General features: G+C 66.0%; 17 protein-coding genes. 1 reads left to right on the forward strand and 16 read right to left on the reverse strand.

The genetic code is table 11. The features are described from left to right. Positions 1-110: 110 nt before the first annotated feature. The 8 genes from VZ068_RS07805 to lpxD form a co-directional block, all read right to left on the reverse strand. The gene (locus VZ068_RS07805; RefSeq protein WP_259153481.1) at positions 111-866 is read right to left on the reverse strand and encodes a tetratricopeptide repeat protein; all 756 of its coding nucleotides are present in this window, start codon (positions 864-866) and stop codon (positions 111-113) included. 64 nt (positions 867-930) lie between these two features. Continuing rightward, positions 931-1,890 carry an acetyl-CoA carboxylase carboxyltransferase subunit alpha gene (locus tag VZ068_RS07810; protein ID WP_349657346.1) on the reverse strand — a complete coding sequence of 320 codons (960 nt, stop codon included), beginning with the start codon at positions 1,888-1,890 and terminating at the stop codon, positions 931-933. 157 nt (positions 1,891-2,047) lie between these two features. Then, positions 2,048-5,638 carry a DNA polymerase III subunit alpha gene (gene dnaE / locus VZ068_RS07815; protein WP_349657347.1) on the reverse strand — a complete coding sequence of 1,197 codons (3,591 nt, stop codon included), beginning with the start codon at positions 5,636-5,638 and terminating at the stop codon, positions 2,048-2,050. A 286-nt stretch (positions 5,639-5,924) separates the two neighbouring features. Beyond that, positions 5,925-6,650, reverse strand: coding sequence for a ribonuclease HII (locus VZ068_RS07820; protein ID WP_349657348.1), 726 nt, complete (start codon positions 6,648-6,650; stop codon positions 5,925-5,927). After that, positions 6,647-7,966 carry a lipid-A-disaccharide synthase gene (gene lpxB / locus VZ068_RS07825; RefSeq protein ID WP_349657349.1) on the reverse strand — a complete coding sequence of 440 codons (1,320 nt, stop codon included), beginning with the start codon at positions 7,964-7,966 and terminating at the stop codon, positions 6,647-6,649. The genes VZ068_RS07820 and lpxB overlap by 4 nt, the downstream gene beginning before the upstream one ends. Then, the gene (lpxA, locus tag VZ068_RS07830) at positions 7,963-8,754 is read right to left on the reverse strand and encodes an acyl-ACP--UDP-N-acetylglucosamine O-acyltransferase (RefSeq protein WP_259153486.1); all 792 of its coding nucleotides are present in this window, start codon (positions 8,752-8,754) and stop codon (positions 7,963-7,965) included. Before lpxA ends, lpxB begins: the two co-directional genes overlap by 4 nt. 23 nt (positions 8,755-8,777) lie before the next feature. Continuing rightward, a complete protein-coding gene (fabZ, locus tag VZ068_RS07835) occupies positions 8,778-9,239 on the reverse strand; it encodes a 3-hydroxyacyl-ACP dehydratase FabZ (RefSeq protein ID WP_046963043.1) in 462 nt (153 codons plus the stop codon). Beyond that, positions 9,236-10,249 (reverse strand): UDP-3-O-(3-hydroxymyristoyl)glucosamine N-acyltransferase, encoded by a 1,014-nt coding sequence (gene lpxD, locus VZ068_RS07840; RefSeq protein ID WP_259153487.1) that lies wholly within the window; start codon positions 10,247-10,249, stop codon positions 9,236-9,238. The genes fabZ and lpxD overlap by 4 nt, the downstream gene beginning before the upstream one ends. A 127-nt stretch (positions 10,250-10,376) precedes the next feature. Between lpxD and VZ068_RS07845 the strand changes: the two genes are divergently transcribed. Continuing rightward, entirely contained in the window at positions 10,377-10,568 is a 192-nt protein-coding gene (locus tag VZ068_RS07845) for a hypothetical protein (RefSeq protein WP_259153488.1), read from the forward strand. A 75-nt stretch (positions 10,569-10,643) separates the two neighbouring features. Here VZ068_RS07845 and bamA read toward each other — a convergent pair whose 3' ends face one another. From bamA to VZ068_RS07885, 8 genes are all read right to left on the reverse strand, one after another. Beyond that, complete coding sequence (gene bamA / locus VZ068_RS07850) at positions 10,644-13,010, reverse strand: outer membrane protein assembly factor BamA (RefSeq protein WP_259153489.1); 2,367 nt, start codon at positions 13,008-13,010, stop codon at positions 10,644-10,646. An 83-nt stretch (positions 13,011-13,093) separates the two neighbouring features. Next, positions 13,094-14,440 carry an RIP metalloprotease RseP gene (rseP, locus tag VZ068_RS07855; protein ID WP_259153490.1) on the reverse strand — a complete coding sequence of 449 codons (1,347 nt, stop codon included), beginning with the start codon at positions 14,438-14,440 and terminating at the stop codon, positions 13,094-13,096. A gap of 26 nt (positions 14,441-14,466) precedes the next feature. Next, positions 14,467-15,657 carry a 1-deoxy-D-xylulose-5-phosphate reductoisomerase gene (locus VZ068_RS07860; RefSeq protein WP_259153491.1) on the reverse strand — a complete coding sequence of 397 codons (1,191 nt, stop codon included), beginning with the start codon at positions 15,655-15,657 and terminating at the stop codon, positions 14,467-14,469. A 2-nt stretch (positions 15,658-15,659) separates the two neighbouring features. Next, the gene (locus VZ068_RS07865; protein ID WP_259165666.1) at positions 15,660-16,487 is read right to left on the reverse strand and encodes a phosphatidate cytidylyltransferase; all 828 of its coding nucleotides are present in this window, start codon (positions 16,485-16,487) and stop codon (positions 15,660-15,662) included. After that, positions 16,484-17,245, reverse strand: coding sequence for a polyprenyl diphosphate synthase (gene uppS / locus VZ068_RS07870; protein ID WP_349657350.1), 762 nt, complete (start codon positions 17,243-17,245; stop codon positions 16,484-16,486). The genes VZ068_RS07865 and uppS overlap by 4 nt, the downstream gene beginning before the upstream one ends. 17 nt (positions 17,246-17,262) lie before the next feature. Beyond that, positions 17,263-17,820: a ribosome recycling factor gene (frr, locus tag VZ068_RS07875; RefSeq protein WP_046963036.1), complete on the reverse strand. Its 558-nt coding sequence runs from the start codon at positions 17,818-17,820 to the stop codon at positions 17,263-17,265. Positions 17,821-18,015: 195 nt separating this feature from the next. After that, on the reverse strand, positions 18,016-18,738 hold the full coding sequence (gene pyrH, locus VZ068_RS07880; protein ID WP_046963035.1) for a UMP kinase: 723 nt from the start codon (positions 18,736-18,738) through the stop codon (positions 18,016-18,018). 106 nt (positions 18,739-18,844) lie between these two features. Continuing rightward, positions 18,845-20,368, reverse strand: a complete 1,524-nt coding sequence (locus tag VZ068_RS07885; RefSeq protein ID WP_259153494.1) for a GGDEF domain-containing protein — start codon at positions 20,366-20,368, stop codon at positions 18,845-18,847. Positions 20,369-20,505: the final 137 nt, after the last annotated feature.

Here is a 20,505-nt window from a genome sequence, read left to right on the forward strand (position 1 = left end):
GTGTGCCACTCCGGTGCGGTCGCTGCATGGCGCGCTGGTCGCTGTCGCTGCATGCCGCCAATGAGTGGGAAGGGGCAGATTTGCGCAGATGGCGCATACCCCGGCCTGACTCAGGCGATCGAATCCAACTCGCGTAGGCCCTTGCGCGCCTGATCGATCCAGCCGCGTTGCTCACGCTGGTAATGCTTGGGCGAGGCGGCGGCGCGACGGATTACCTGGTCGAACACGGCCTTGGCTTGCTCCGGACGCGCAGCGCGTTGCAATAACTGCGCATAGCGCACGCGTGCCTCTTCGCCAGGATAGCCCTGCACCAGCGTCTGGTATTCGTGCAGCGCTTCTTCGATGGTGCCGCTGCTTTCCACCGCACGCGCGTATAGCAGATGCCCGTCATGCGAGCGGAAGTTGGGGTTTGCGGCGATCAAGGCATCCAGGGTCTGGCGTGCCTGCGCGGCATTGCCAAGACCGAACTGCGCCTGCGCCAGCCCCAGCATCAGGTCCGGGTCGTCGCGATACAGCCCGCGCAAGGCGCCTTCGTAGACCTCGGCGGCCTGCGCATGATTGCCCTGTTCGAGCAGGGTGCGGGCCAGCTGGCGGCGGTTTTCCGGAGTGTCGGAGACATCCAGTTTGCGTGCGGCATCGCGCTGGTCGCGCTGCGGGTCCAGCGTCCGGCGCACGCGTTGCAGGCTGCGGCGTGCGCTCGGGTCGTTACGCATGTCCGGGATGAGCGCGACAAACGCGTAGATCAACACCGCCAGATACGAAAATGTCAGCAGGATCAGGATCCAGTACAGCGGCCGTCCGCTCCGCACCACATGCACGCAGCAGGCGATCTGCAACACGATCGACAGAAGAATGAGGGGGCTCATGCCGGTAGGAGTCCTTGTCCCTGGTGCAAGTTCCTTGGGGCTCCGCCAGGCGGAGCCGCAGGATTCAGTTTCCTTCGTAGGCACCATAGCTGCGCAGGCGCTCGTAACGCTGTTGCAGCAGCGCTTCGACCGGGATTTTCTCCAGCGCGTCGAGCTCGTTGAGCAGTACCGCTTTCAGGCGCTTGCCCATTTGCTCGGGGTTGCGGTGCGCGCCGCCGGTGGGTTCGCGGATCACCTTGTCGACCAGGCCCAGGCCCTTGAGTCGCTTGGCGGTCAGGCCGAGCTGTTCGGCGGCGTCCTTGGCCTTGGCCGCGTCCTTCCACAGGATCGAGGCGCAGCCTTCGGGCGAAATCACCGAGTAGGTGCCGTATTCCAGCATCAGGGTGCGGTCGCCCACGCCGATCGCCAGCGCGCCGCCGGAGCCGCCTTCGCCGATCACGGTGCAGATCACCGGAACCTTCAGCTCTGCCATTTCAAGCAGATTGCGCGCGATCGCCTCGGACTGGCCGCGTTCTTCGGCTCCGATGCCCGGGTAGGCGCCGGGGGTATCGATGAAGGTCAGCAACGGCAGCCGGAAGCGCTCGGCCAGCTTCATCAGGCGCAGCGCCTTGCGGTAGCCCTCCGGGCGCGGCATGCCGAAGTTGCGCGCCACCTTGGTCTTGGTATCGCGGCCCTTCTGGTGCCCGATGATCACCACCGGGCGGCCATCGATGCGGCCCAGGCCACCGACGATGGCCTTGTCGTCGGCATAGGCGCGGTCGCCGGCCAGCTCCTGGAATTGGTCGCAGATGATATTGATGTAGTCCAGCGTGTACGGGCGCTGCGGGTGGCGCGCCAGCTGCGAGATCTGCCACGACGAAAGGTCGCGGAAGATCTGTGCGGTGCGCACGCGTGCCTTGTCGCGCAGCGCCCGCACCTCGGTCTCCACGTTGACCGCAGGGCCGGTACTGGCGTTGCGCAGTTCCTGGATCTTGGCTTCCAGATCGGCGATGGGTTGCTCGAAGTCGAGGTAGTTAGGATTCATGCAATGGCGTCGTCAACGTAAGGCGGGGAGTGTAGCTGAAGCGGTGTGGCTGGCCCGTACGGAGCCGTTCGGAGCGGAATCGGGAATGGAGAATCGGGAATCAGAGCAAGGTATCCGGCCGCCACGCTTTTGCGATTCCCCATTTCCGATTCCCGATTCATTGCGCCCACGGCGGGCTGTACTTGATCTTCAAGGTCCGCACCGCCGGGTCGGCGCGCAGGCTGTCCATCAGGTGCTGGTCGATGCGCACCGAGTGGCTGCCGTTGAGGTCGAGCATGCCGGCCACGCCGCCGCTGGGTGCGCGCAGCAGCAGGTCCAGGCGCAGGGGGGTCTTGCCGGGGCGGTGCTTGGCCAGCAACGCGTCGATGCGTTTCCATGCCTGCTTCTCGCGCAGGTCCAGGCGCAGCGACAGACGTTGCGCATGCTCGGCGCAGATCTGCTCGTAGTCCCAGCATTGGCGGATGCGCAGGCTGTAGCCGCCGTTGAATTCGTCCTCGCGCAGGCCGCCCTTGACGATCAGGATGCGGTCGCGGGTGAGCAGGTGGCCGAATTCGGCCATCGCATCGGAAAATGCGCTGCATTCCACCCGCCCGCGTCCGTCTTCGAGCTGCACGAACACCTGGCTGTCGCCCTTGCGGCGCACGCCGATCACCTGGCCGGCCAGGATGGCGCTGACTTCCGGCCGCCATGCACGTTTTTCGCCATCGCCACCGCCGCCACCGCCGCGTTGTTGCGAGGCCAGGATCTTTTCCAGTGCGCCCAGGTCGCAGCCGACCAGTTCGCGCACTTCGTCGCGATGCGGGTCGAACGGGTGGCCGCTGAGGTAGAAGCCCAGCGTTTCGCGCTCGCCGGTGAGCAACTGGCCCAGCGGCCATTCCTTGCTTTCGGGCAGGTCCAGCCGCATCGCCGGGGCGCTCGGGTCCGGCCCGCCGAACAGCGAGTTCTGCCCCGAGGCGCGTTCGCGCGCCATCTGCTCGGTGGCCTTCATCACTTCCGGCAGCTGCAGCATCAGCGAGGCGCGGTTGCTGCCCAGCCCATCCATCGCGCCGGCATTGATCATCGCTTCCAGCGTGCGGCGGTTGAGCTTTGCGGTGCCCACACGCGTGCAGAAATCCAGCAGCGTGGTGTAGGGGCCGCCGCGCTGGCGTTCTTCGACGATCGCCTCGCACGCGCCCTGGCCGACGCCCTTGATCGCGCCCAGGCCGTATTGAATCGTGTCCGGGCTGGCGGCTTCGAACATGTAGGCCGATTCGTTGACCCGCGGCGGCTTGACGGTGAGGCCGAGGTTGCGCACTTCATCCAGGAAGCCAACCACCTTGTCGGTGTTGTCCATGTCCGAGGACAGCGTCGCGGCCATGAATTCGGCCGGGTAATGCCGCTTCAGCCAGGCGGTCTGGTAGCTGACCAGCGCGTAGGCGGCGGCGTGCGACTTGTTGAAGCCGTAGCCGGCGAACTTCTCCATCAGGTCGAAGATTTCGTCGGCCTTGGCCGCGCTCACCCCGCCCTTGGCCGCGCCTTCGCGGAAGATCTCGCGGTGCTTGGCCATTTCGGCCGGCACCTTCTTGCCCATCGCACGGCGCAGCAGGTCGGCGCCGCCCAGCGAATAATCGCCGACGATCTGCGCCATCTGCATCACCTGCTCCTGATACACCATGATGCCGTAGGTGTCTTTCAGGATGACTTCGGTGCGCGGATCCGGATAGACGATCTCCTGCTGGCCGTGCTTACGCGCGTTGAAGTCCGGGATCAGGTCCATCGGGCCGGGGCGGTACAGCGACACCAGCGCGATCAGGTCTTCGAAGCGGTCCGGGCGCGCGTCCTTGAGCAGGCGACGCATGCCCGAGGACTCGAACTGGAACACCGCACCGGTATTGCCCGAGGCGAACACGCCCTTGTAGGTGGGCACGTCGTCGAGCGGAATGGTGGTGATGTCGACCGGGTCGATGCCGGCGCGCGCATGGCGCACGTTGATCGCCTTGACCGCCCAATCGATGATGGTCAGGGTGCGCAGGCCGAGGAAGTCGAACTTCACCAGGCCCACCGCTTCGACATCGTCCTTGTCGAACTGGGTCACCGGGTTCTTGCCGCGGCCGTCTTCGTCGTGTTCTGCGAACAGCGGGCAGAACTCGGACAGCGGATCGGGCGCGATCACCACGCCGCCGGCGTGCTTGCCGGCGTTGCGGGTGAGGTCCTCGAGCTGACGGGCCAGATCCATCAGGTCGCGTACGTCGTCCTCGACCTGGTAGCGCTGGATCAGGTCCGGCGAGGCCATCTCCGAGTCCTTGCCTTCGCCCATTGCATCCTTGAGCGTGATGCCCAGGATGTTGGGGATCAGCTTGGCGACGCTGTCGACCAACCCGTACGTGAAGCCAAGCACGCGCCCGGCGTCGCGCACCACCGCCTTGGCGGCCATGGTGCCGTAGGTGATGATCTGGCTGACCCGTTCGCGCCCGTACTTGCGCGCCACGTAGTCGATCACCTCGTCGCGGCGATCCATGCAGAAGTCGATGTCGAAGTCGGGCATCGACACGCGCTCGGGGTTCAAAAAGCGCTCGAACAGCAGGTTGTACGGCAGCGGGTCCAGGTCGGTGATCTGCAGCGCCCAGGCCACCAGCGAGCCGGCACCGGAACCGCGGCCCGGGCCGATCGGAATGCCCTGGTTCTTGCCCCACTGGATGAAGTCGGCCACGATCAGGAAGTAGCCGGGGAAGCCCATCTTGATGATGGTGTCCAGCTCGAATTCCAGCCGGTCGACGTAGTCCTGGCGGGTCTTGCCTGGCGCGATCGGGTTCTTTTCCAGGCGTGCGGCCAGACCGTCGCGCGACTGGCTGCGGATCCAGCTGTCCAGCGTCTCGTCTTCGGGCACCGGATAGGCGGGCAGGAAGTAGGTGCCCAGGCGCATCTCGATGTTGCAGCGCTGCGCCAGCGCATGCGTGTTGTCGATGGCATCGGGCACGTCGGCGAACAGCGCGGCCATCTCCTCGCCGGATTTGAGGTACTGCTGGTCGCTGTAGTCGCGCGGGCGTTTGGGGTCGTCGAGTACGCGGCCGGAGGAGATGCACACGCGCGCCTCGTGCGCGTTGAAGTCGCTGGCATACAGAAACCGCACGTCATTGCTGGCCACCACCGGCAGCCCGCGCACGCCGGCGGCATGCAAGGCGAACTGGTTGAAGCGTTCCTCGCCCTCGCGTCCGGTGCGGGTCAGTTCCAGATGCAGGCCATCGCCGAACACGCGCTGCCAGTCGGCCAGCTGCTGCTCGGCCAGATCGGCGCGGCCCTCGGAAAACAGGCGTCCGGCCAGGCTGTCGCGGCCGGCCAGGGCGAACAGGTTGGCGTGCCCGGCCTGCAGCCATTCCGGGTGGATCGCCACCCCGCCTTCGGGGCGGTGGCCTTCCATCCAGGCGCGCGTCAGCAGCCGCGACAGGCTCAGGTAGCCTTCGCGGTCGCGGCACAGCAGGGTCATGCGCCAGGGCGTCATGTCCGGGGTGGCGATCATCACGTCGGCGCCGGCGATCGGCTTGATGCCCACGCCTTCGGCGGCCTTGTAGAACTTGACCAGCGCGAACAGGTTGTTGAGGTCGGTGACCGCCAGCGCGGGCATGTCGAGTTCGACCGCGCGGCTCAGCAGGTTGGCCTGCTTGGCCTTTTTCGGGTCAGCCTGATCCGGTTTCTCGGGCACACGGATGGTGGAATCCGCCAGCGAGAACTCGGTGTGGACGTGCAGATGGACGAAGCGGGAAGTGGACATGCGAGACCGGAATAATGCGCGGTCAGGGTAACGAGCGTGGTCCGGTCGAACAAGGCTTGACAGCGCCGGCGCAGGGCCGCGGCCAGCTGCCACGGGGGCTGGGCGCGGCAGCCGATTCAGGCTTCGGCTAGCTGCGTGCGGCGCAGCAGTGGCGATTGCGCGGATCGGCGGCCCGCGGACGCGGGTGTGCGAGGTTCGATGCTCGAGGCCCCGGGCGAACCGGCTGCTTACGCGTCAATGGAGGGATGGCGCCGGTAGCGGGCCGGTCTGCCTGGGGTGCGGTCGTTCAGTCGGCCCGCAGCAGGTCGTCGGCCGGGGTTGCGCAGGGCACGTCCCACGGCGACTGCGCCGCCTCGATTCCCAAGGCACGCCGTACCGGGGCGAAGCTGCGACGGTGCTGCGGGCACGGCCCGTGGCTGCGCAGCGCGGCCAGATGCACCGGCGTGGCGTAGCCCTTGTGCTGGTCGAAGCGGTATTCGGGATGCTCGGCGTGCAGCTGCTGCATCAGGCGGTCGCGGGTGACCTTGGCCACGATCGAGGCGGCCATGATGGCGCGATCGAGCGCATCGCCGCCGATCAAGGCCTCGGCCGGGCAGGGCAGCCCCTTGGGTACGCGGTTGCCGTCGATCCGCGCAAACCCGGCCACGTGCGCCACGCCTTCCACCGCGCGCCGCATGCCGAGCATGGTCGCCTGGTAGATATTGATGCGGTCGATCTCTTCACTGTCGATCAGCACCACCGACCACGCCAGCGCCCGCTCGACGATGCGCGCGTACAGCTGCTCGCGGCGCTGCGCGGTCAGTTGCTTGGAATCGTCCAGCCCGTTGATGCGCGGCTTGGCAGGATCGAATACCACCGCCGCCACCGCCACCGGCCCGGCGAGCGGACCGCGGCCGGCCTCGTCGACACCGGCAATCAGGCGGGAATCGGGAATCGGGATTGGGCAATCGTGGAAGAGCGTGTCCTGCGTCGTCGGAACGACAACGGCACTGTGGAAGCTCGAGCGTTTCATGGCCCAGCTCCTGCCGATTCCCCATTCCCGATTCCCGATTCCGGCTGCGTCAGCAGCTCCGCCACCGCATCGGCCGCACGCGCCGACGCATCGCGGCGCAGCTCGGCGTGCAGGGCCAGATAACGCGGTTGCAGGGCCGCGACTTTTTCCGGATGCTTGAACCAGTCCAGCAGGGCCACGCATAGGCGTTCCGGGGTGCAGTCGTCCTGCATCAGCTCGGGGGCGAGATCGTCGTTGGCCAGGATGTTGGGCAGCGCGTAGCGGTTGACCTTGAGCAGGCCCAGCGTCCTGACGATGCGGTAGGTGAGCGGGGCGACCTTGTAGCCGACCACCATCGGGCGCTTGACCAGCATCGCCTCCAGCGTGGCGGTGCCCGACGCCAGCAGCACCACGTCGGCAGCCAGCATCGCGGTGCGCGCCTGGCCGTCGAGCAGGTGCGAGCGCAGCACCGGCAACGAACTGCGCGATAGCTGCTCGGCCAGCAGTTGTTTGCAGCCCGGGTTGGCGGCGGGCACCAGTACGTGCAGGTTGGGCAGGTGCTCGGACACCAGCCAGGCGGCCTGGAAAAAGGTGTCGCCCAGCTTGCTGATCTCGCCATGCCGGCTGCCCGGCAGCACCGCCAGCACGGTGCTGGAGGCGGAGATGCCCAGGGCCGCGCGGGCCGCCTCGCGGTCGGCCTTGTAGGCGATGTCGTCGGCCATCGGGTGGCCGACAAAGCGCGCATCGATGCCGTGCCTGGCGTAGATCGGCGGCTCCATCGGAAACAGGCACAGCACCAGGTCGGCGCTGGCACCGATCTTCTCGGCACGTTTCTCGCGCCATGCCCAGACCGATGGGCTGACGTAATGCACGGTGCGCACGCCACGCTGCTTGAGCCAGCGCTCTACCGGCAGATTGAAATCGGGTGCGTCGATGCCGATGAACACGTCCGGCTTCCACGCCAGCACACGCTCCCGGAAGGCGCGGCGCAGCTTCAACAGCCGCGGCAGATGCTGCAGCACTTCGGTCAGCCCCATCACCGCCAGCTCGCTGGCATCGAACCAGGTCTGGCAACCGGCACCACGCATCGCGTCGCCGCCGATGCCGACGAACTCGGCGTTCGGATAACGTCGCTTCAATTCATCGATCAACCCGGCGCCGAGGATGTCGCCGGAAGCTTCGCCGGCGATCAGGGCGATGCGTGGGGCGCGCTCGCGCGCGCTGGGAATCGGGAGTGGGGAATGGGGAATCGGCAGTGCCGTCGGGTGGCTGACGACAGACGCGTCGTCGTGCGCGCCTGTAGCGATTCCCGACTCCCGATTCCCGATTCCCGTCATCGCAACAACGGCCTTTCCGCCGCCTCGATGAACTCGAGCAGCCCGCGCACATCTTCGCTGCTCTTGGCCTGTTCGGCCAGCTGCGCCTTGGCCTCGGCCAACGGCAGGCCGGCGACGTACAGCGTGCGGTAGGCGCGCTTGATCGCGGTGATGCGCTCGGCATCGAAGCCGCGACGCTTGAGCCCTTCGCTGTTGATGCCGCGCGGGCGGCCCAGCGATTCGCTGCCGACCATGGTGAACGGCGGCACGTCGCCGTTGGTCAGCGCGCCCATGCCCAGGAAGGCGTGCGCGCCGATCCGGCAGAACTGATGCGCACCGGCAAAGCCGCTGATGATCACGTAGTCGCCCACGGTGACATGGCCGGCCAGGGTGGTGTTGTTGGAGAACACGCAGTGGTTGCCGACATGGCAGTCGTGCGCCACGTGGGTGTAGGCCAGCATCCAGTTGTCGTCGCCGACCACGGTGATGCCGCCACCGCCGCCGGTGCCGCGGTTGATGGTGACGAATTCGCGGATCACGTTGCCGTCGCCGATCACCAGTTCGGTGCGCTCGCCGGCGTACTTCTTGTCCTGCGGTTCGCCGCCGATCGCCGCATGCCCGATGAACCGGTTGTTGCGGCCGATCCGGGTCGGGCCGTGGATCGAGCAATGCGGCCCCACCTCGGTGCCGGCGCCGATCTGCACGTCGGCGCCGATCAGCGAAAACGCGCCAACGCGCACGTCGTCGGCCAGTTGCGCCGACGGGTCGATGACGGCGGTGGGATGAATCAAGGGTGCTTGATCACGCATCGTGTCTCACCTCCAAAAACGGGTTATTCCTTGGCGCCGGCGCACATGACTTCGGCACTGGCCACGATCTCGCCGTTGACCTTGGCCTCGCCGTAATAGCATCCCATGTTGCGGATCAGGCGCTTCATCTGCACCTCCAGGATCAGCACATCGCCCGGCACCACCTGCTTGTTGAAGCGCGCGTTGTCGACCTTGACCATGTAGAACAGCTTGGACAGCGCGTCGCGGCCCAGGCCAAGCTGGGTCATAACACCGCCGGCCTGCGCCAGCGCCTCGATGATCAGCACGCCCGGCATCACCGGACGGCTCGGGAAGTGGCCCTGGAAGAACGGCTCGTTGATGCTGACGTTCTTCTGGCCAACGATGCGCTTGGCTTCCAGGTCCAGCTCGATGACCCGGTCGATCAGCAGGAACGGGTAGCGGTGCGGGATCAGCGTCTGGATCTGGTTGACGTCGATCGGCAGCTCGTAAACGGGGTGACTCATGCGTTCTCCTTGCCCACAGCCAGGATGCGCCTTGCCAGCGCATCGAGTTGTTTGAAGCGCGCGGCATTCTTGCGCCACGTGCGGTTGTCGGTGAGAGGGGTGCCGGACGAATACTCGCCCGGCTCATGGATGGAATTGCGCACCACCGACTTGCCGGTGATCACGACCTTGTCGCAGATCTCCAGGTGGCCGACCACGCCGACGTGCCCGCCGAGCAGGCAATACCGGCCGATCTTGGCGCTGCCGGCAATGCCGGTGCAGCCGGCGATCGCGCTGTGCGCGCCGATCCGGCAGTTGTGGGCGATCTGCACCAGGTTGTCCACGCGCACGTCTTCTTCGAGCACGGTATCTTCCAGCGCGCCGCGGTCGATGCAGGTGTTGGCGCCAATCTCGCAGTCGTCGCCGATCACCACACCACCCAGCTGCGGCACCTTGATCCAGTGGCCGGCATCCATCGCCAGGCCGAAGCCATCGGCGCCGATCACCGCGCCGGGATGAATCCGCACGCGCTTGCCCAGCCGCACGCGGGTGACCAGGGTGACGCGGGCGATCAGCTCGCTGCCGTCGTCCACCACGCAGTCTTCGCCGATGATGCTGCCGGTGCCGATGATGCAGCCATCGCCCACGCGGCTGCGCGCACCGATGCTGACGAACGGCCCGACATGTGCACCGGGCGACACCTGCGCGCTGGGGTCGATCACCGCCAGGGGATGAATGCCGGGCTCGCGCACCGGCGCCACGTCGAACAACGCGGCGATCTTGGCGAATGCGGTGTACGGGTCCTTGGCAACCAGCACGGTGCCGTGCGCCGCCTCAGCGTCATCGGCGCGCACCACCACCACCGCCGCGTGCGTGTCGGCCAGCTGCGGCCGGTAGCGCGGGTTGGACAGGAAGCTCAGCTGGCCCGCTCCGGCGTGTGCCAGCGTCGCCACCCCGGTGACTTCGGTTGCGCCGTCGCCAACGACGGTCAGACCAAATTGTTCGGCAATCGCACTGGCGGTCAGGGGCATCAGGTGAACCTCTTGTAAACAGTAAGTGGCTGTTTTTACGGAAAAAAAACATCGCCAAGAATCCGCCAAACAGTCAGGCGTATCTGTTGCCTGGCCGCAACCGAGCGGCTAACCCAGGAAGAAGCATATGAAAACTCTCCTCTCCATGTTCGCCGGCGTCGTCCTGCTGGGCGCAGTCAGCAGCGCCTCGGCCGACGATTTCGCGCAGCAGCGCGCCGACGCTCAGAGCTTCTGGGACCAGCAGGTCCAGTGCGTCAATCCGTCCGATTGGAGCGGTACGGCCAGCTGCCTGAGCACGCTGTTCCAGAGCTACCTCTGAACCGGTAGCGCTTCAGCTACGACAGACAAACGATGGCGGCCCGATCAATCGGGCCGCCATTGTCTTGTGTGCGTCTTAGAACTGGCCGCCGAAGGTGAACTGCAGGCGCTCGATCTCGTCGTTGTCTTCCTTCTTCAGCGGGAACGCGTAGCTGATCGAAATGGGGCCGACCGGAGCGCGCCACAACAGCGCCACACCGGTGGAGGCGCGCAGCTCGTTGGCCTTGAAGTTGTCCACGCCGCTGTACACGTTGCCGAAGTCGAAGAACGCCGACACGCGCGCCGACGGGCTGTCGAACAGCTTGGGGAAATACATTTCCACCGAACCGACGGTCTTGAACGAACCACCCAGCGGCTGGCCGCGGTTGAAGCCGTTGATCGGCTCCGAACGCGGACCCAGGGTGTTGTCTTCGAAGCCGCGCACCGAATTGGTACCGCCGGCGTAGAAGTTCTCGTAGAACGGCAGGCCGGTGGCGGTGATGGTGCGCGAGGTGCCATCGGGGTTGGTGACTACGCGGGTGCTGTCGTTGCCGTAGCTGTCGCCGTAACCCAGCTCGAAGCGGGTGTTCAACACCAGCGCCGGGATGATCGGCCAGTAGTTGGAGATCTGGTAGTTGAGCTTGTAGTACTCGACCGTCGAGCCGGGCAGGGTGGTTTCCAGGCCGACGCGCTGGTACATGCCGCGGGTGGGCATGAAGAAGTCGTTGCGGGTATCGCGCGCCCAACCCAGCTCGCTGCGCCAGGCATGGAAGGTGCGCGTGCCGATCGCATCGATGTAGTCGACGATCGCCTGCGGCGTGGTGCCCGGGAAGGTGGTGATCTGATTGCTGTCGATGCCCACCATTGCCGAGACAGTGTCGTTCTCGGTGATCGGCACGCCGAACACTACCTGCGCCGAGCCGTTCTTGCTGTTGAACTGCGCGGTGTTGAAGTCCGAGTAATCCAGCGAGCGCCACGACAGGTTGTAGCCCAGCGACACGCCGTCGTCGGTAAAGAACGGATTGGTGTAAGAGAACGCGTAACGCTGCTGGAAGGTGCTGCGCGAGGCTTCCACCGCCACGCGGTTACCGCCGCCCAGGAAGTTGTTCTGCGACAACTGCACCGAGGTGGTCACACCGAAGCTTTGCGAATACCCCAGGCCGAACACGAAGCTGCCGGAGGTGGTTTCCTTGACGTCGTAGATCACGTCGACCTGGTCGTTGCTGCCAGGCACCGCCGGGGTCTCCACGTTCACCGACTCGAAATAGCCCAGGCGCTGCAGACGAATCTTGGAACGGTCGATCGCCGCCTGCGAGTACCAGGTGTTCTCGAACTGGCGCATTTCGCGGCGCAAGACCTCGTCGGAGGTGCGGCTGTTGCCCTTGTAGAGGATGCGGCGCACGGTCACGCGCGGGCCCGGCACCACCTGCAGGTTCACCGCAACGGTGCGGTCCTCGCGGTTGGGGGTTGGAATCGGGTTGACCTTGGCGAATGCGTAACCGACGTTGCTCAGCGTGTTGGTGATCGCATCGGAGGTGTATTCCAGCAGCGCGCGCGAGAAGATGTCGCCGGCCTTGGGGATGACCAGGCGCTCGATGTCGGCCTGTGGCAGCACGGTGTCGCCGGTGACCTTGATCTCGGAAATCTTGTACTGCTCGCCCTCGGTGACGCCAGCGCTGACGAACATGTCGCGCTTGTCGGGGCTGATCGACACCTGGGTGGAGTCGATGCTGAAATCGACATAGCCACGGTCCAGGTACCAGGAATTGAGCTTCTCCAGGTCGCCGGACATCTTTTCCTTGGAGTACTGGTCGTCGCGGCGATACCACGAGGCCCAGTTGTGCTCCTTGGATTCCCAGTTCTCCAGGATGTCCTCGTTGGCGAACTTCTCGGTGCCGATCAGGTTGACGTGGCGGATCTTGGCCGCCTTGCCTTCCTTAATCGCAATCGCCACGTCCACGCGGTTGCGGTCCAGCGGGCTCACCGTCGGGGTGATCTCGACGTTGTACTTGCCGCGGTTGTTGTACTGGCGGGTCAGTTCCTGGGTCACGCGGTCCAGGCTCAGCCGGTCGAAGGTGCCGCCCTCGGTCAGGCCGATGTCGCCCAGGCCCTTGAGCAGTTCCTCGGACTTGATGTCCTTGTTGCCGGTCACGGTGAGCTTGTTGATCGCCGGGCGTTCCTTGACCGTGATCACCAGGATGTTGCCCTGGCGGTCCAGCTGTACGTCCTCGAAGAAGCCGGTGCGGTACAGCGCCCGGATCGAGTCGGCCACCTTGGTGTCGTCCACGGTGTCGCCGCGGTTCACCGGCAGGTACGTGAACACGGTGCCGGAAGCGATGCGCTGCAGGCCGTCGACGCGGATGTCGCTGGCAACGAACGGCTCTGCGGCCAGGGCAACGGCTGGCAGGCTGAGGCCGGCGGCAAGAGCGAGGGCAAGCAGGCGGCGAGTGGGAAGACGCGTCATGTCACATCCGGTTGGAGTCGATTTCGGGTGTTGCTGGGTGCCGGCGTATGACGACGACAACAGGCGGAAAGAGTGGAGCAGTTTCATCGTGGAACCAGGCCGAGGATGTCGTTGTAGAACGCCAGTCCCATCAACCCGGCCAGGACCGCCAGGCCGACATATTGCCCGGCAATCATGGCCCGTTCGCTGATCGGGCTGCCCTTGACCAACTCGATAAGGTAATACAGCAGATGCCCACCGTCCAAGATCGGGATCGGCATCAGGTTGATGATCGCCAGGCTGAGCGACAGCAACCCCAGGAAATACAGGAACCAGTCGAGCCCGCGTTCGGCCGAGGCATTGGCGGCGCGCGCAATCGTGACCGGGCCGGAAATGTTCTTGACCGAGGCCTGGCCGGTCAGCATGCGCTTCATCATGCCCAGCGAATCGGCGGTCATCTTGCCGGTTTCGCGGATGGCCGCGGGCACCGCCGCGAAGATGCCGTACTGCTGGCGGCTGTCGTATTGCGGCGCCGGTGCGGCGGCGGGGCGGACACCGATCATCCACTGGCCCTGCGGCGATTTGCGCGGTGCGATTTCCAGCGCCAGGCGGTCCTCGCCGCGCGCCACTTCGATCATGCCCGGCCCGCCGTGCGCGCCGAGAGCCTGCACTTGCGGAATGATGTCGTCGGCCGAGCGGATCGGCTGGCCATCGATGGCCACGATGCGATCGCCCGGCTTGAGCAGGCCGTCGGCCACCGAACCGGGCACCACCTCGGCGATCACCGGCGGCTGCAACATGAACTGCCAGCCGATGCCGGCCAGCGATGCCACGCGGCGCTCGTCGAAACCGACCGGCAGCTGCGAAAGACGCAAGGTGTGTTCGCTGTGGCCTCCACTTTCGGCGGCGGTGAGCACCCGGATGTCGCGCTTGTCCATGGCCGCGGTGGTGAGCTGCATGCTGGCATCGCTCCAGCTGCTCACGCTGCGTCCGTCGATGCGCACGATGCGCTCGCCAGGTGTCAGCCCGGCTTCGGCGGCCAGGCCGTCGGCGCGGCCGACGGTGGCCGAGTAATCCTGCTTGCCGACCACGAACATCGCCCACAGCATCGCCATGCACAGCAACAGGTTGGCGATCGGGCCTGCCGCGACGATGGCGATACGTTGCCACACCGTCTTGCGATTGAACGCCTGGTCCTGTTCGGCCGGATGCACGTCGCCTTCGCGCTCGTCGAGCATCTTGACGTAACCGCCCAGCGGGATCGCGGCCACCACGAACTCGGTGCCATGGCGGTCGCGCCGCATCCACAACGGCTTGCCGAAGCCCACCGAAAAACGCAGCACCTTGACGCCGCAGCGGCGCGCGACCCAGAAGTGTCCGAATTCATGGAACGTCACCAACAGACCCAGGCTGACGATCATCCACCAGACCGAACCGATGAAATCACCCATGGATGCAACTCGGCTGCGTGGATCGATCAGGCATGAAGGGCGTGGTTGGCGAGGGCGCGTTCGGTGGTTTGCCGGGCTTGCGCATCGGCAAAAAGCAGGGTGTCGAGGGAGTCGGCATTGTGCCGTGGGAGCGTTGTCAGCGTGTGTTCGACCAACGCAGGGATCGCTAGGAAACCTATTTGGCCCTGAAGAAACGCTGAAACAGCCACTTCATTGGCCGCGTTCAGGATCGCCGGCGCGGTCCCGCCGGCGCGCAAAGCCTCCCAGGCCAGGCGCAGGCAGGGGAATGCGGCGGTATCGGGCGCCTCGAAATCCAGCCGGCCCTGCTGCAGCAGATCCAGGCCCGCCACGCCCGAGTCGACCCGTTCCGGCCAGGCCAGGCCCACCGCCAGGGTGGTGCGCATGTCCGGCAGGCCGAGCTGGGCCAGGGTGGAGCCATCGACGAATTCCACCAGCGAATGCACCAGGCTTTGCGGATGCACCAGCACGTCGATCTGCTCGCCGGGCAGGCCGAACAGATGGTGCGCCTCGATGACTTCCAGGCCCTTGTTCATCAAGGTGGCCGAGTCCACCGAGATCTTCGGGCCCATCGACCACTTCGGGTGCGCAACCGCCTGCGCCGGCGTCACTGCCGACAGCGCGTTGCGATCCCAGCCACGGAACGGGCCGCCGGACGCGGTCAGGATCACCCGACGCACGCCGCGGCTCGCATCGCAGGAGCGCAGGCACTGGAAGATCGCGCTGTGTTCGCTGTCGATCGGAATGATCTGCGCGCCCGCCGCAGCGGCGGTGCGGGTCAGCAGCTCGCCGGCCAGGACCAAGGATTCCTTGTTGGCCAGCAGCAGGCGCTTGCCGGCGCGGGCGGCGGCAAGCGTGGAGGGCAAGCCAGCCGCTCCCACAATCGCGGCCACCACGGTATCGCAGGCATCGCTGCCGGCCAGCGCGTCCAGCGCCGCCGTCCCGGCATGCGCCTGGGTGGCCAGACCGGCCGCATGCAGCCCGTCACGCAAAGCCGGGTACAGGGTCGGGTCGGCAATCACTGCGTGCGCGGGGCGATGCGTGGCGCACAGCGCCAGCAGCGCATCCACCTGGCTGCCCGCAGACAGCACGCTGGCGCGCAGCCGTTGCGGATGGCGGGCGATCACGTCCAATGCCGACGTGCCGATCGAGCCGGTCGCGCCGAATACGGCGACCTGGCGGGGAGAAGAGCCAGCCATGCTTAGAATCCGAGAATTTCCTTGCCGAGTGCGAACACCGGCAGGGCGGCGAGTACGCCATCGATGCGATCCAGCACGCCGCCGTGTCCGGGAATGACCGTGCCCGAGTCCTTGGCGCCGGCATGGCGCTTGAGCAGGCTCTCGAACAGGTCGCCCAGCACCGACGCCAGCACCGCCACCGCCGCGACCAGGACCAGCTGCGGCACATGCGCCAGGGTCAGTCCGGCCAGCCAGCCGAAGGCGCAGGCCACCGCGATACCGGCGACCATCCCGCCGAGCAGGCCTTCGATGGTCTTGTTCGGGCTGATGCGCGGCGCCAGCTTGTGCTTGCCGAACGCGCGCCCGGCGAAATACGCCCCCGAGTCGGCCGCCCAGACCATGGTCAGCGCGGTCAGCAGCCACAGGTTGCCCTTGTCCGGGTTGGCGTGCAGCAGCACCAGCGCGGCCCAGGCCGGAAGCACTGCCAGCGTACCGGCAGCGAGCTTGAGCGCGCGCGCCTGGCCATTGCCATGATCGGCGCCAAAGGTGAAAAAGCGCAGCCACAGCAGCGCCAGCAGCCACCAGACCACGCCCACCAGGGCGGCGATCTGGAACAGCACCATGGAGCCGGCCGACGCCCACACCATCAGCACCATCAGTAGCAGATTGAGCATCAGCAGCACGGTGCGGGGCAGGCTGTCGTCGATGCCGGAGAGCTTGAGCCACTCCCACAGACCGGTCAGGAACAGGATCGCCGCCAGCGCCGCCAGCCATTGCGTGGGCAGCAGCACGATCGCACAGATGGCGAGCGGCGCCATGATCAGCGCGGCAATCACGCGGGTCTTGGTCATGCGGAGGACGTCTCCGTCGCCTTGTCGGCGATCTGGGCACTGGTCAGGCCGAAGCGGCGTTCGCGCCCGGCATAGTCGTCCAGCGCCTGCTGCAGCACGCCGGCATCGAACTCCGGCCACAGGGTTTCGGTGAACCACAGTTCGGTATAAGCCAGCTGCCACAACAGGAAATTGCTGATACGGGTATCGCCACCGGTACGGATGAACAGGTCCGGCGCCGGCAGGTCCGACAGGGCGACCCGGCTGGACAGCAGTGCCTCGTCGATCTGGTGCGGTTGCAGGCGTCCGGCCGCCACCTCTTCTGCCAGCGCACGCGCGGCCAGCGCGATGTCCTGGCGGCCGCCGTAACTGGCCGCGATGCTGAGCACCAGGCGTGCGTTGCCGGCGGTAACGCGCTCGGCAGCGGCCATGCGTTCGCGCAGCGGTGCGGCGAAGCGGCTGCGCTCGCCGATGAAGCGCACTTGCACGCCTCGCCGCTGCAGTTCGTCGACCTCGCGGTCCAGCGCATGCAGGAACAGTTTCATCAGCGCATCGACTTCCTCCTGCGGGCGGCCCCAGTTTTCACTGGAGAACGCGAACAGGGTGAGTGCCGAGACGCCTTTTTCCAGGCAGAAATCGATGGTGCGATTGACCGCACGCGCACCGGCGCGATGGCCGATCATGCGCGGACGTCGCCGACGCTGCGCCCAACGCCCGTTGCCATCCATGATGATGGCAATGTGGCGCGGTATCGCGTCGGTAGAAGGGGCTGGATGCATGGCAGGAGATGCCACGATCAGACCGTCATCAATTCCTGTTCCTTGCCCTTGACGACCTCATCCACATCCTTGATGGCCTTGTCGGTCAATTTCTGGATGTCGTCTTCGGCGCTGCGGGCTTCGTCTTCGGTGACCTTCTTGTCCTTCAGCAGATCCTTGACCTGCTGATTGGCATCACGGCGGATGTTGCGGATGGCCACCTTGCTGTCTTCGCCTTCGCCATGCACGGACTTGCTGAGCTCCTTGCGGCGCTCCTCGGTCAGCGGCGGCAGGTTCAGACGGATCACCGTGCCCACCACGGTCGGGGTCAGGCCCAGATCCGAGGCATACAGGGCTTTTTCCACATCCTTGATCATGCCCTTGTCGAACAGGCTGATCACCAGCGAGCGGCCTTCGGAGACGCTGATGCTGGCAACCTGGTTGAGGGGGGTGTCTGTGCCGTAGGCCTTGACCTTGATGCCGTCCAGCAGCGCCGGCGAAGCGCGGCCGGTACGCACGGTGGTCAGTGAATGGCGCAGAGCATCGATGCTCTTGGTCATGCGCGTGAGCGCGTCTTGTTTGATCTGGTTGAGCATCGCCGGAATCCGTGTGGAGCTGAATCCGGGGATTATAGCCGGGACTGGGGTTTCACGACTCGCCGGCCTGCATGGGCCGGCGCAGCCGGTTCACTTGCCGGCACTTCACGCCCGGCGTCGCCATCGTGAGCTATCAGCGCAGCCCGGGCGCCGCGCCTTTGCGACTCCCCAATCCCGATTCCCGAATCCCTAAACTCAGCTCCGGCCCTGCACCAGGGTGCCGATCTGCTCGCCACGCAGGATGCGCAGCAGCACACCGGGCTCGCTCATGCCGAAGATGCGCAGCGGCAGGTCGCTGTCGCGCGCCAGTGCAAAAGCGGCGGTGTCCATCACTTCCAGGCCCTGCATGATGACTTCGTCGTAGGTCAGGCTGTCGTAGCGCACCGCGTCGGTGTGCTTCTTCGGGTCCTTGTCGTACACGCCATCGACCTTGGTTGCCTTGAGCAGCAGATCGGCACCGATTTCGATCGCGCGCAGCGCCGCGCCCGAGTCGGTGGTGAAGAACGGGTTGCCGGTACCGGCGGCGAAGATCGCGATGCGGCCCTTTTCCAGGTGGCGCATGGCGCGGCGACGGATGAAATCCTCGCAGACGTCGTTGATCTTGATCGCGCTCATCACGCGCACCTTGGCGCCGAGCTTTTCCAGGGCGTCCTGCATGGCCAGCGCATTGATCACGGTGGCCAGCATGCCCATGTGGTCGCCGGTGACGCGGTCCATGCCGCTGGCAGCCAGGCCGGCGCCGCGGAAGATGTTGCCGCCGCCGATCACCAGCGCGACCTGTGCGCCGGCCTGCTGGGCTTCGATCACTTCATGGGCAAGGCGGTTGATGACCTTGGGGTCGATGCCGTAATCCCCGTCCCCCATCAGCGCCTCCCCGGAAAGTTTGAGAAGAATGCGGCGATAGGAAAGTTCGGACATGGGGGAGACCTCGGGGGTGGGGGACGGCAAACGCCGGCAATTCTAGCGGAAGCCTGCCACCGGGCGTGGTAAAAATTCCTTTGTCGGCATCCAAGTGACGGCGTGCTCAGTGTGCCCGCAGGTTCGGCGGCGTCGAGACATCGGTCGCATCGTAGGCGGTGACGCGGTTGCGGCCGCGATGCTTGGAGCGGTACAGCGTGCTGTCGGCCGCCTGCAACAGATGCTCGATGCTTTCGAACTGGCGCTCGATGCCGCCATGCGTGGCCAGGCCGGCGGAGAAGGTGATGTGCAGCGGGCCGCCCTGCAGTTGCGCCATCGGCGTGCGCGCGGTCTCGGCAAGGATGCGCTCGATCACCATCAATGCCGCATCGGCAGGGGTGTTGGGCAGGATCACCAGAAATTCTTCGCCGCCATAGCGCGCCACCAGGTCGCTGGTGCGCACCATGCGTTGCAGCGTCTGCGCGAAGTTGCGCAACACCTCGTCGCCGACCAGATGGCCGTGCGCGTCGTTGACACGCTTGAAGTCGTCCAGATCGATGAAGGCGATCGACAGCGGCCAGCTCTGTCGCGATGCCAGTTCGAATTCATGCGCCAAGGCGGTGCCGAGCTGATGCCGGTTGAACACGCCGGTCAGCGCATCGCGGCTGGCCTGCTCGGCCAGATGACGCATGCGGTTTTCCGATTCGTCGGCGTGTCGGCGCGCTTCGGCCACATCCTGCAGTTCGCGCAGGCTGCGCAGCATCGCCAGCTCGCGCGCCTGTTCGAAGATCAGCTGGATGTGCTCGGGTTGCGGCACGCGGATATCGAACAGCGCTTCCAGCTCGGGCAGCGATTCGGCGATGCGTTCGATCACTTTTTCGAAGCGTTCGGCATCCAGTTCCAGCACGTCCTGCGCCTGGCGCTGCGCATGCTCGGTCGCGGTGACGGCGCTGGCGGAGAGCCAGATGTCGGCCAGGTGCCCGGACAGTGCCACACAGGCCATGAAGGGCTCCAGCCCTGCCGGCTCTTCTTCGCTCTGCGCGATCGCATTCTGCAGGTAGTGCGGCAACTGCCACTGGTGCGCAAGCCAGGCGCCGATCTCGGCGTGGGTGGCGCCCAGGTGCTGGCGCTCGGCCTCCAGCAGCGACGCGTTGTCGGGCGCCTGTTCCAGCAGTGGGGCGTACAGCGCGGGTGCGCCTTGCAGCAGCGCCAGCTTGCCGATGTCCTGCAGCAGGCCGGCCAGCATCAATTCTTCGGGTTTGCGGATGCCATAGGCCTGGCCCAGGATGCGGCTTGCCAGGGCGCAGAGGCCGGCGCGACGCCAGATGCGCTCATGCAACGGATGCGCGGCGAAGGTGCTGCGCACGCCGTGCACCATCGAAAATCCCAGCGCCAGGCTGAGGGTCGCATTGAGGCCGAGCATGGTCAGTGCCTGGCCCAGGTTGTCGACGCGGCGGCGACTGGCGTACAGCGGCGAGTTGGCCACGCGCAGCATGCGTGCGCTCAGGGCCATGTCCATGCCGATGACCTTCGCGGTGGTGGTCATGTCCACATCCGGGTCCTGCGCCAGCTCGATGATGCGCAGCGCGACGCCCGGGGGCGAGGGCAGGTTACGGCAGTAGTGCAGGGCGGCCTGGAGATCTGGTTGCATGAGTCATCGCCAACAGTGAACGCAAGCATACAGCTGCGTTCGGTGAGTTTGAGCACGCCACGGCCCGCGGTCGCCGCGCTGGAATGCATGCGCGGCGGGTTCTGAGAGTGTGGTTGGCATCCAGGTTTAGCGGCAAC

Source organism: Xanthomonas sp. 10-10, from assembly GCF_040182365.1.
GTDB lineage: Bacteria > Pseudomonadota > Gammaproteobacteria > Xanthomonadales > Xanthomonadaceae > Xanthomonas > Xanthomonas arboricola_F.

Coding starts and splice junctions, on each gene's coding strand:
- VZ068_RS07805 (WP_259153481.1), bottom strand. CDS start 866: ATGAGCCCCCTCATTCTTCTGTCGATCGTGTTGCAGATCGCCTGCTGC.
- VZ068_RS07810 (WP_349657346.1), bottom strand. CDS start 1,890: ATGAATCCTAACTACCTCGACTTCGAGCAACCCATCGCCGATCTGGAA.
- dnaE (WP_349657347.1), bottom strand. CDS start 5,638: ATGTCCACTTCCCGCTTCGTCCATCTGCACGTCCACACCGAGTTCTCG.
- VZ068_RS07820 (WP_349657348.1), bottom strand. CDS start 6,650: ATGAAACGCTCGAGCTTCCACAGTGCCGTTGTCGTTCCGACGACGCAG.
- lpxB (WP_349657349.1), bottom strand. CDS start 7,966: ATGACGGGAATCGGGAATCGGGAGTCGGGAATCGCTACAGGCGCGCAC.
- lpxA (WP_259153486.1), bottom strand. CDS start 8,754: ATGCGTGATCAAGCACCCTTGATTCATCCCACCGCCGTCATCGACCCG.
- fabZ (WP_046963043.1), bottom strand. CDS start 9,239: ATGAGTCACCCCGTTTACGAGCTGCCGATCGACGTCAACCAGATCCAG.
- lpxD (WP_259153487.1), bottom strand. CDS start 10,249: ATGCCCCTGACCGCCAGTGCGATTGCCGAACAATTTGGTCTGACCGTC.
- VZ068_RS07845 (WP_259153488.1), top strand. CDS start 10,377: ATGAAAACTCTCCTCTCCATGTTCGCCGGCGTCGTCCTGCTGGGCGCA.
- bamA (WP_259153489.1), bottom strand. CDS start 13,010: ATGACGCGTCTTCCCACTCGCCGCCTGCTTGCCCTCGCTCTTGCCGCC.
- rseP (WP_259153490.1), bottom strand. CDS start 14,440: ATGGGTGATTTCATCGGTTCGGTCTGGTGGATGATCGTCAGCCTGGGT.
- VZ068_RS07860 (WP_259153491.1), bottom strand. CDS start 15,657: ATGGCTGGCTCTTCTCCCCGCCAGGTCGCCGTATTCGGCGCGACCGGC.
- VZ068_RS07865 (WP_259165666.1), bottom strand. CDS start 16,487: ATGACCAAGACCCGCGTGATTGCCGCGCTGATCATGGCGCCGCTCGCC.
- uppS (WP_349657350.1), bottom strand. CDS start 17,245: ATGCATCCAGCCCCTTCTACCGACGCGATACCGCGCCACATTGCCATC.
- frr (WP_046963036.1), bottom strand. CDS start 17,820: ATGCTCAACCAGATCAAACAAGACGCGCTCACGCGCATGACCAAGAGC.
- pyrH (WP_046963035.1), bottom strand. CDS start 18,738: ATGTCCGAACTTTCCTATCGCCGCATTCTTCTCAAACTTTCCGGGGAG.
- VZ068_RS07885 (WP_259153494.1), bottom strand. CDS start 20,368: ATGCAACCAGATCTCCAGGCCGCCCTGCACTACTGCCGTAACCTGCCC.